General features: G+C 74.0%; 8 protein-coding genes and 1 pseudogene. 4 read left to right on the forward strand and 5 right to left on the reverse strand.

Going from position 1 to position 9,611, the window contains the following annotated elements; translation table 11 throughout:
• From B0E53_RS28670 to B0E53_RS28685, 4 genes and pseudogenes are all read right to left on the reverse strand, one after another.
• A pseudogene (locus B0E53_RS28670) lies at positions 1–645 on the reverse strand (hypothetical protein); the annotation flags it as partial.
• Positions 645–2,132: an O-antigen ligase family protein gene (locus tag B0E53_RS28675; protein ID WP_107078865.1), complete on the reverse strand. Its 1,488-nt coding sequence runs from the start codon at positions 2,130–2,132 to the stop codon at positions 645–647. The pseudogene B0E53_RS28670 and the gene B0E53_RS28675, both read right to left, overlap by 1 nt.
• Positions 2,129–3,130 carry a DUF3048 domain-containing protein gene (locus B0E53_RS28680; RefSeq protein ID WP_107078866.1) on the reverse strand — a complete coding sequence of 334 codons (1,002 nt, stop codon included), beginning with the start codon at positions 3,128–3,130 and terminating at the stop codon, positions 2,129–2,131. The genes B0E53_RS28675 and B0E53_RS28680 overlap by 4 nt, the downstream gene beginning before the upstream one ends.
• Positions 3,127–4,920, reverse strand: coding sequence for a Wzz/FepE/Etk N-terminal domain-containing protein (locus B0E53_RS28685; protein WP_107078867.1), 1,794 nt, complete (start codon positions 4,918–4,920; stop codon positions 3,127–3,129). The genes B0E53_RS28680 and B0E53_RS28685 overlap by 4 nt, the downstream gene beginning before the upstream one ends.
• A gap of 498 nt (positions 4,921–5,418) precedes the next feature.
• On the opposite strand from B0E53_RS28685, the gene B0E53_RS28690 reads away from it, so the two are divergent.
• The 4 genes from B0E53_RS28690 to B0E53_RS28705 are packed head-to-tail and all read left to right on the forward strand — an operon-like array spanning position 5,419 to position 8,420.
• Complete coding sequence (locus tag B0E53_RS28690; RefSeq protein WP_091265599.1) at positions 5,419–5,895, forward strand: UDP-N-acetylglucosamine--LPS N-acetylglucosamine transferase; 477 nt, start codon at positions 5,419–5,421, stop codon at positions 5,893–5,895.
• Positions 5,896–5,950: 55 nt separating this feature from the next.
• Positions 5,951–6,532 (forward strand): glycosyltransferase, encoded by a 582-nt coding sequence (locus tag B0E53_RS28695; RefSeq protein WP_107078868.1) that lies wholly within the window; start codon positions 5,951–5,953, stop codon positions 6,530–6,532.
• Positions 6,529–7,509, forward strand: coding sequence for a sulfotransferase (locus B0E53_RS28700; protein ID WP_107078869.1), 981 nt, complete (start codon positions 6,529–6,531; stop codon positions 7,507–7,509). The genes B0E53_RS28695 and B0E53_RS28700 overlap by 4 nt, the downstream gene beginning before the upstream one ends.
• Positions 7,506–8,420 (forward strand): glycosyltransferase family 2 protein, encoded by a 915-nt coding sequence (locus B0E53_RS28705; protein WP_107078870.1) that lies wholly within the window; start codon positions 7,506–7,508, stop codon positions 8,418–8,420. The genes B0E53_RS28700 and B0E53_RS28705 overlap by 4 nt, the downstream gene beginning before the upstream one ends.
• A gap of 57 nt (positions 8,421–8,477) precedes the next feature.
• Here B0E53_RS28705 and B0E53_RS28710 read toward each other — a convergent pair.
• Positions 8,478–9,611, reverse strand: a 1,134-nt coding sequence (locus B0E53_RS28710; RefSeq protein ID WP_107078871.1) for a hypothetical protein, incomplete at its 5' end; no start/stop codon positions are given.

Here is a 9,611-nt window from a genome sequence, read left to right on the forward strand (position 1 = left end):
GGCCGCCTCGGCGGCGGCCGGGGTGGCCCGGGGCAGCCGCACCGGCAGCGCCTCCTGCACCAGCAGCGCGTGCCCGTGCCAGTCGCCGTGGTGACGTACCCCGGCCACGGTGACCGGGCCGAGCGGCAGGTCGGCCAGCCGGCGCAGCGCGGCGGCCTCCGCGTCGACCAGGGCGCGGGTCAGCGGGTCGACGCCGAGCTTCGCGTAGCCGAGGGCCCGGCCGTCCGGGGCGAGCAGTTGCAGCACCGGCTTGCGGTTCGCCCGGGCCGGCCCGATGTGCAGGCTGACCAGCGCCCGCTCGCCCAGCACCTCGGCCAGGTACGCGTCCAGGCCACCGCCCGTCACCACCAGCCGGTCGCGGAACACCAGCGGCCCCAGCCCGAGCCGGAACGCGGTGGCCAGCCCCTGCCGGACCAGCCTGGCCTTGCGGCCGACCGCCTCGGTGGAGTGCCGGACCGCGCTCGCCGCGGCCCGGCCGTAGCCGGTGGGCACCAGCAGCCGGGGGCGGGACGCCGAGGGCACCACCACCCAGCCGGCGCCACCCCTGCGCAGGGCGGGTTCGGCCGGCTCGGGCCAGATCAGCCCGGCCAGCTCACCGAGGTAGGCGGAGCGGCCGTCGCCGTCCGGGGGTACGCGGAACACCATCAGTGGTCACCGGCTGCTTCCAGTCGGGCCCGCAGCCCGGCCACGGTGCCCCGGTGCGGCGCCGGCGCGAGCGCCCGGCGGAGCCGGTCGTTGCGGGCGAGCAGGGCGACCGAGATCAGGCCGTAGGCGAGGGTGGCTTCCAGTGCCCCGTAGGTGAACTGGAAGAAGAGCATGAGGATGAGCACGAGGCTGCCGGCGAGCCCGATCGGGCTGTGGTCGCGGCGGTAACGCCACAGGCAGTAGAGGAAGAAGCCGTTGTAGCAGATCGCGCCCACGTAGCCCTGGCCGACCAGCAGCGCCCAGAGCTGGCCGTTGCTGCCCAGTTCCCGGTTGCCGCACTGCTTGCAGTCGTCGGACTTGCCGATGGCGATCGACCGGTTGCTGCCGATCAGCGCCCGGTTGCCGCCGTAGCCGAGGATCGGTGAGTGGTTGGCCGCGGTGACCGCGCCCTCGGAGAGGGTGGTGCGGATGTCGTCGCTGTGCCCGTTCTGCAGTCGCTCGTCGAAGGTGCGACCCAGTGGTGTGGCGACGATCAGCACACCGATGAGCCCGACCGCCAGGGCGAGCCCGCCGAGCACCACCATCCGCCCGCGCAGGGCGAGCCGGACGGCCACGTAGACCGCGGAGATGCCGAGGCCGATCCAGAGGCCGCGGTTGAGCGAGTAGATGATCGGGAAGATCGCGGCCAGCACGATCGCCACGCCGGCCACCCGGCGCAGCGGCTTGCCCAGCACCACCCAGCCGACGATCAGCCAGATGAGCAGGATCGCCGTGTTCTCGCCCCAGGAGTTCGTGTAGGTGAACGGCGCGGACGGCCGGGGCGAGCTGGCCTCGCCCTCGATCACCTGCTGGACCTGGGCGAACTTGACGTCCATGAGCGAGGCGACGAAGGGCTGGCTGGCGATCGAGTGCGGCAGGATGAACCGCAACGGCGCGACGAAGCCGAGGGTCGGGAAGAGCGAGCCGAGCCAGCCGCCGATCACCACGACCACGCCCATGAAACCGAAGAGCCGGACGACCCGCCGCCGGGACAGCTCCCGCTCGCCCAGGTTGTAGACGTAGAGCATGACCACGGTCATGCCGACGAAGTTGGCCAGCCGGATGGCCCAGCCGATGTACCGGCCGCCACCGCCCGGCGGCAGCGTGTTCGGCGCGGTGAGGCCGAGCATCGCGGCGGAGAGGACCAGCCAGAGCAGCAGGAGCAGCCAGATCCCGAAGCCGGGCGGCACCCGGACCGGGCCCCGGCGGACCAACTGCACCAGCATCGGCACCGCGAAGACGACGAAGACGAAGCTGGACACCCCGAGCGCCCACCACAGCGGGTAGAGCACGAAGAGCGCGATCAGCGGCCACGCCGTGGGCAACCGCAGCGACCAGCCCTTCGGCCGCACCGCGGCCGGCGGGAGCCGGGTCCCGCCGGACGGCGGCACCGCCGCGTCGACCGGGGCCGACCCGCGCGCCGGGCGGGGCGGGGTGACCGTACTCATTTCACGGTGACCTTGGCGGTGGTCGGCGCGTAGATCACCCAGGCGTTGCCGGGCTGCGGGTGCAGGAGGTCGCCGCCGTTGTCGGCGAGGGTGCAGACCATCCCCAGGCCCGGCTTGCGCCACCGGCCCTTCGCGCTGGACGGCCCGGAGACCGCGACCACCGCGCCCTCACCGAAGACGTTCGCCGACGGGAGCGACCGCGGCGACGGGTTCCGGACGTCGAGCGTCCGGTATTCCATGGTCAGCACGAGCACCGAGGCGGCGGTCACCGTGGCGGTGCCCACCTTGCCCACCCAGAGCGACTTCTGCTGGTCGTACCGCCAGACCATGGGCGGGCCGCCGGAGACGGCGACCGACAGTTCGGTGGCCGGGACGAGGTCCCGCGCGGCCAGGGCGGCGCCGTCGGTGGCGTGGTCGAGGGGCGGCGTGGGCGGCTGGCCGCCCTTCGGCGCGGCCTTGAGCAGCGCGGCCGTCGAGGTGTAGCCGCCGTCGATGGCGTCGCCGTCGTCCGGCGTGACCCCGGCCAGGCCGGACTTCTCGAACTGGGTGAGGAAGCCGGTGGGACCGCCGGCGTAGCCGACGACCGGGTGCAGCACGGCGACCGACCGGATGTCGACCGGACGGATCTCGGCCACCGGACCGATCTTGGCGGCGTCGCGGGACTGGAACACCGCGGTCAGGTGCAGCGTGTCGGACTCGGCGAACTCGGCGTAGACCAGGTCGGCCGCGTCCAGCCCGGCCGGCGTGGTCGAGGGGCTGACCCGCAGGGGCACGGCGACCGCCTGGCGGCCGGCCAGCGGCGCCGCGCTCACCGGCGCGCCGGTCAGCGGGCCGGCCGGCAGGCTCGGGGTCGGACTCGGCGCGGGCGTCGCCGGGGCGCTGCCCGGGTCGACCACGTCGACGCTGCCCGCCTCGGGCTGGGGCTCGCTGCAGGCCGTGCCGAGGCCGATCACGAGGGCCGGTGCGAGGGCGGCGCGGAGCATCTGCCTGCGGTTCACCCCAGGTCCTCGCCCGAGTCCAGGGCATAGCTGCGGCCGTCGCCGTCACCCCGGGACCGGTAGGTGCCGCCGCTGCCGTTGACCGGCAGCGGCTTGCCCGGCGCCGGCGGCTTGACCGGGGCCGACGCCTTGCCCGGGACGGACGGCTTCGCCGACCTGGCGGAGGCGCCCGATCCGGACGGCTGCATCCGGGGCAGCACCATGGTGGACTCGGCGGACGGACCGGGACTCGGTCGGGGCTTGGGCCGGTTGGCCGGGGCCGCCGGGCGGGTGGCGCCGGGCGCCGGTGCGGGCAGGCGCGGAGCCAGCACGGCGCCGATCACCGGGGCGTTGACCTGCTCGAACTGCTGGAGCGCGGCGGTGATCTCGCCGCTGCGGGTCCGCCCGCTCTCGGCCACCACGATCACGGCGTCGACGTGCCGGCCCAGCGCCTGCGCCTCCACGGCCAGGGTCGGCTGGGCGGTCTCGATGATCACGTGGTCGAAGCGCGCGGACAGCTCGCGCAGGATCTCCAGCAGGCCGGAGACCGGCAGCTCGACCTCGGCGTCCAGGTCGCCCGGGACGAGCACCCGGAGCTGGCCGAGGCCGGGCAGCGGGGCCAGCGCCTTGAGCGCCGGTACGTCCCGGCGGAGCACCGAGGCCAGGCTGTGCCGTCCCTCGGCCACCCCGGTGATGCCGCTCAGCGCCGAGTCCGGCTTGGTGGTGATCAGGGCGACCTGCTGGCCGGTGCGGGCGTACGCGGCGGCCAGGTTGGCCGCCACGAACCCGGCGGCGGTGCCGGCCGAGCCGTCGCAGAGCAGCAGTTGGCGCCCCCGCCCGGCCTGCGCCGGCTCGGGCACCGCGGAGAGCAGCACGTTGCGCAGCCGGCCCAGCTCGCGGGAGATCTTGTGGGTGGCCGGCAGCACGGCCAGCGACGGGGTACGCGCCGGCAGCTCCAGCAGCAGCGGCAGGCCGACCCGGTCGGAGATGTCCCGCCCCCGGCGGATACGGGTGTCCAGCCGGTCCAGCACCAACGCCAGCACGATGCCGAGCAGCAGGCCGGCGCCCATGCCGCTGGCCAGGTTCAGGGTCCGGTTCGGTGAGCTGGGGCTCTCCGGCAGCCGGGCGTCCGAGATGATCTCGCCCGGGTCGTTCTCGGCGGAGAGCAGCGGGCTGAGCCGGTTGTTCAGCGAGGTGAGCTGGTTGGTCAGCACGTTCCGGTCGGCCTCGGCGCGCTCCCGCTCCGGGCTGTTGGCCGGTGCCGCGGCGATCCGCCCGGCAACCGCGCTGAGCTGCTTGTTCACGTCGGTGATCTGCTGCTTGAGCGCGGTGGTCTCGTTCTCCAGCGTCTTCTGGGCGGTGGCCTTGCGCAGGTCGAGGTAGGCCTGGGCGAAGGCGTGCGACCCGGACTGCGCCTTGCCGGGGCTGTCGGCCTCGAAGGCCACCTGGAGGATCTGGCTGTTCGGCGGGACGGTGACCGTCACCGACTTCACCAGCTGGTCGGCTCCGGTGTCGACCTTCATGAGGCCCTTGGCCCGCTCGGCCACGACCAGCGAACGGACCACCTGGGCCTCGGTGTCGAGGTTCACCTTGGCGTTGGGATTGCTCTCCGCGCCGGCGCTGAGTGGGCGCACCAGCAGCGACGTGCCCGATGTGTAGCGCGCCTGCTGGAGCTGACTCACCGCCAGGCCGCCGGCCAGGCCGAGGACCGCGGCGAGCACCAGGATCCACCAGCGGCGGCGCAGCCAGCCCAGGTAGGCCATCAGGGCAAGACCGTCGGAGTCGCTCTCGGCCAAATGGGGTGAGGGCATCAGAGTCTGTCGCTCCCTTTCGACCGAGCCGGGCAGTCCACGGCGCAGCTGGACCTGACCGTGACCTTGAGTGTCCCCGATCCGAACGATGAGGGAAAGTCTGCTCCCGTTCCGGTAAGCCTGCCCAGGTGTAGGCAGCCCGCGTAGATATGGCCGATCGGCGCTGGCCATTCGGCGGGTTTCCCGGCATGGGGCCCGACCTGCCCCCGTGGTCGGCGTCGCCGCCGGCCCTGTGCGGAGCGGTGACGAAATCCTGACACATGCCCGGCCCGCGCGGTTGGCCCGGCCCGCCGTGCCGGTCGTGACCCGGCTGACCTCGGCGGTCGCACGCCCGGCCGGATGCCGGCGACGGGATTCCCGGGGTGACCCGACCGGTGGGTGGGGATCCGTCCAATGGCCCCTTCAGTTGGCCACCCCCGCGCCAGTAGGTTGTCATGACGCGTCCGAGGGCCATTCACGAGAATCCGGACGCGGACGCGGCCTACGGGGAGGAACGTTTTGGTGAGCGGGTCAATCGACGACTCGGGGCAGGTCCTGCTGGTCGGCTCCAGCGGCGGGCATCTCGCCCAGCTCCTGGCGCTGGAGCCCTGGTACCGGGAACGGCGACGGGCGTGGGTCACCTTCGACACCCCGGACGCCCGCTCGCTGCTCGACGGCGAGGACGTGGTCTGGGCGCACCACCCCACCACCCGGAACGTCCGGAACCTGGTCCGCAACGCCTTCCTCGCGCTGAAGGTGATCCGCCGGCGCCGGGTCGACGCCGTGGTCACCACCGGCGCCGGGGTCGCGCTGCCGTTCGTGGTCGCGGCCCGGCTGCGCCGGATCCCGACGGTCTACATCGAGGTCTACGACCGGATCGACAGCGCGACGCTGACCGCTCGGCTCTGCCGCCCCTTCCTCTCCGCGATGCTCGTGCAGTGGGAGGAGCAGCGCCGCATGTACCCGGAGGCGACCGTCGTGGGGAATCTCCTGTGAGCGCGAGGAGTGAGCCGGTCCTGCGAGCCCCGCAGTCGCGAACGAAGGTGACGCTGTGAGCGCTCACCTGCCGCGGCAGCGCGACGGCCGGCCAGCGCCGTACGTGCTGGTCGTGGTCGGCACCGACGTGCACCGGTTCGATCGCCTCGTGGGCTGGCTGGAGCGGTGGCACGCCGACCGGCCCGGCGTCCGGCTCGTCCTCCAGTACGGCCACAGCCGCACCCCGGCGCTGCCCGAGGCCACACCGTTCCTCGGCCACGAGGAACTCCAGCGGGCGATGGCCGAGGCGACGCTCGTGGTGAGCCACGGCGGCCCGGCCACCATCACCGAAGCCCGGCGCACCGGCCACCTGCCGATCGTGGTGCCCCGCGACCCGACCCACGACGAGCACGTCGACAACCACCAGCAGCTCTTCTCCCGGCGCCTGGGCGCGGCCGGGATGGTCCGGCTCTGCGAGACCGAGGCCGACCTGGTCGCCGCCCTCGACGAGGGGCTGGCCGACCCGGGCCGGTTCGTCCTGGCCGCCGACCCGGGCCGGCCCGATCCGCGCGCCGAGGCGGTGGCCCGGGTCGGCGCGGTGATCGACGACCTGGTGGCCCGCCGGGTACGCCAGCGCGCCGGCGGGCGGCGCGGGTGAGCGCCGCGGAGACCGGTCAGCCCCGCGTTCTCTTCGTCGGGGGCCTCGGCCGCAGCGGCTCCACCCTGCTGGAGCTGCTGCTGGCGCAGAGCGCCGACGTGTGCGCGGTCGGTGAGGTGGTGCACCTCTGGGAGCGGGCGCTCGGCGCCGACGAGCGGTGCGGCTGCGGCGAACGCTTCACCGCCTGCCCGTTCTGGCAGCAGGTGGGCGAGCATGCCTTCGGCGGCTGGTCCGCCGTCGACCGGGACGACGTGCTGGCGCTCAAGGACCGGGTCGACCGGACCCGGCACATCCCCCGGCTGGCGAAGAACTCGCTCTCGGCGGAGCAGCTCGCCGACGTCCGCCGCTACGCCGACCTCTACACCCGCATCTACCGGGCCGCCCTCGCGGCGACCGGCGCCCGGGTGGTGGTCGACTCCAGCAAGCACGCCTCGCTCGCCTTCGCGCTGAGCTGGGCCGAGGGGCTCGACCTGCGCGTGCTGCACCTGGTCCGGGACAGCCGGGCGGTGGCGTACTCCTGGGGCAAGCAGGTGCGCCGGCCCGAGGTGGTCGACGGCGAGGACTTCATGCCGACCTTCTCGCCGTTCGAGGTGAGCAAGCTGTGGACCGCGCAGAACGCCGCGTTCCACCTGCTCGCCGCCCGGGCGCAGGTGCTCCGGCTGCGCTACGAGGACTTCACCGCCGACCCGGCCGGCACGGTCCGCCGGCTGCGCGAGTTCGCCGGCCTGCCGGACGACCCCGAGGCGCTGCGCATCCTCACGGATCCGCCGACGGCACCCCCCTTCCGGGCCCACAGCATCGCCGGCAACCCGCTGCGGTTCAGTGGCGGCCCGTTGACCGTGCGGCGCGACGAGGCGTGGCGGAGCCGCCTGCCGCGCCGCAGCCGGGCCGTGGTCAGCCTGGCCACGCTCCCCTTCCGAGTCCGCTACGGCTACCTGGGCCAGCGGGGATCCGACGAGTCCGTGGAGAAAGCATGAGTGGGCCGAGCATCTCGGTCGTCGTACCGACGCGGGACCGTCCGGAGCTGCTGCGCGCGGCGCTCGACGCGATCCTCAGCCAGGCGCACCCCGGCCTGATCGAGGCCATCGTGGTCTACGACCAGTCCGAGCCGGACCGGTCGCTGGAGCTGGACCGGGGCGACCGGCGGGTCCGGGTCATCACCAACACCCGCAGCCCGGGGCTGGCCGGGGCGCGCAACACCGGCATCGAGGCGGCCACCGGCGACCTGGTGGCGTTCTGCGACGACGACGACGAGTGGCTGCCGGGTAAGCTCGCCGCCCAGCTCGGCGCGCTCGACGTGCACCCGGACGGCGCGCTGGTGAGCTGCGGCATCCGGGTCAGCTACGACGACCGCACGGTGGACCGCTCGCTGGACCGGTCCCGGGTGTCGCTGGAGGCGCTGCTGCGCGACCGGCTCACCGAGCTGCACCCGTCCACCTTCCTGATCCGCCGGGCCGCCCTGCTCGACGCGATCGGGCTGGTCGACGAGCAGATCCCGGGCAGCTACGCGGAGGACTACGAGTTCCTGCTCCGCGCCGCCCGGTACGCCCCGCTGGTCAACGTGGAGAGCCCGTACGTGCTGGTCCGCTGGCACAAGCGGTCGTACTTCGCGCAGCGCTGGGAGACCATCTCGACCGCGTTGCAGTGGCTGCTGCGCCGCTACCCGGAGTTCGCCACGGTGCCGCACGGCGAGGCGCGGGTGGCCGGCCAGATCGCCTTCGCCCAGGCGGCCATGGGCAACCGGCGGGACGCCGTGCGCTGGGCCCGGCGCACCCTGGCCCGGAACCCGCGGGAGCCGCGCGCCTACCTGGCGCTGGCGGTGGCGAGCCGCGCCGTGCAGGCCGACCGGGTGCTGCGCACCCTGCACAAGCGCGGCCGGGGGATCTGAGCCGTACGCGAAACGGGCGGGCGACCAGCCGGTCGCCCGCCCGTTCCGTGCGTGGGGTCAGGCCACGCAGAAGGACTTCCACGCCTGGATGCTCGGCTGGTCGAGCAGCCGGAAGTCGCCCTGGCTGACCACCTGGTTGTAGTAGGCCACGAACTCCGGCCGCTGGCCGTTGAGGAAGCCGGTCATCGAGCGGATCCAGGTCGCCCGGCCGCTGCCCGAGTCGCCCGGCACCAGGTCACTGCCGGTCTCCGCGACGCCCCAGGGCTTGCCCAGCGCCTTGGACTTGCTGATCATCTCGCCGTAGATCTCCTCCGGCGAGGCGTACCGCTTCCACTTGGCGCCCCAGTTGTAGCAGTCCCAGCCGAGCGTCTCGATGACGTCGCCGCCCGGGTAGAAGGCGTCGAAGCTGCGCCCGGACTTCGGGTCGAGCGTCCAGCACATCAGGATCAGCGTGTTGATCAGCTTCGGGTTGTTCGCCCGGTTCGCCAGACCGGCGACCCGCTTCCAGGCCGTCCGGTACGCCGCCGTGGTGAACGCGCCCCGCTCGACGTCGTCCTCCGGCTCGTGGAAGTACGACCAGTACACGTTGTGCTCGCGCGGGATCGAGGCGAACCAGGAGGCGAGCCGGGAGTCGTACCTGCCGGAGTTGATCTCCTGGGGGGAGGCCTTGAAGGAGACCACCACGGTCCGGTCCACCACGTCGGCCCGGCTGCCGTTCCAGGCCGGCGGCAGCCCGGGGAAGAAGACCCGGGCCATGCGCAGCTTGCCGAAGGTGCGGTCGGAGCGGCTCAGCGCCTGCCCGAAGGTCTCCCCGTTCTGCACGCCGATCGACGCGCCGGGGAGGGTCAGCCGGGTCCCGGCGAAGCCCGGGGTCGAGCCCGCGGAGGTCGACGGCGACGTGGCCGGCTTGCCACCGAGGCCCTGTTCGGCGCTCGGGGTCGAGGCGCCGGGTGTGGCCGCGCCGCTCGGGCCGGCCGACTGCGCCGGCGCGACGGTGCCCGGCGCCTCGCCGGCCTGCCGGGTCTCGTCGGGACGCAGGGTCGCCACGGCGACGCCGCCGCCGGCGACGGCGAGCACGAGGGCCGCGGCGATGGCGACCCGCCAGCGGCGCCGGGAACCCCCGGGCGGCGTCGGGGTCGGCGCGACCGGCGGAGGCGGCGGCTGGTCGGCGCCACCGGTGCCGGTTCCGGT

The organism is Micromonospora sp. MH33 (assembly GCF_003013775.1).
In the GTDB taxonomy this organism is placed as follows: Bacteria; Actinomycetota; Actinomycetes; order Mycobacteriales; family Micromonosporaceae; genus Micromonospora; species Micromonospora fulviviridis.

Excerpts from the sequence above, each read along its gene's own strand:
- B0E53_RS28675 (WP_107078865.1), bottom strand. The coding sequence starts at position 2,132 with ATGAGTACGGTCACCCCGCCCCGCCCGGCGCGCGGGTCGGCCCCGGTC.
- B0E53_RS28705 (WP_107078870.1), top strand. The coding sequence starts at position 7,506 with ATGAGTGGGCCGAGCATCTCGGTCGTCGTACCGACGCGGGACCGTCCG.
- B0E53_RS28685 (WP_107078867.1), bottom strand. The coding sequence starts at position 4,920 with ATGCCCTCACCCCATTTGGCCGAGAGCGACTCCGACGGTCTTGCCCTG.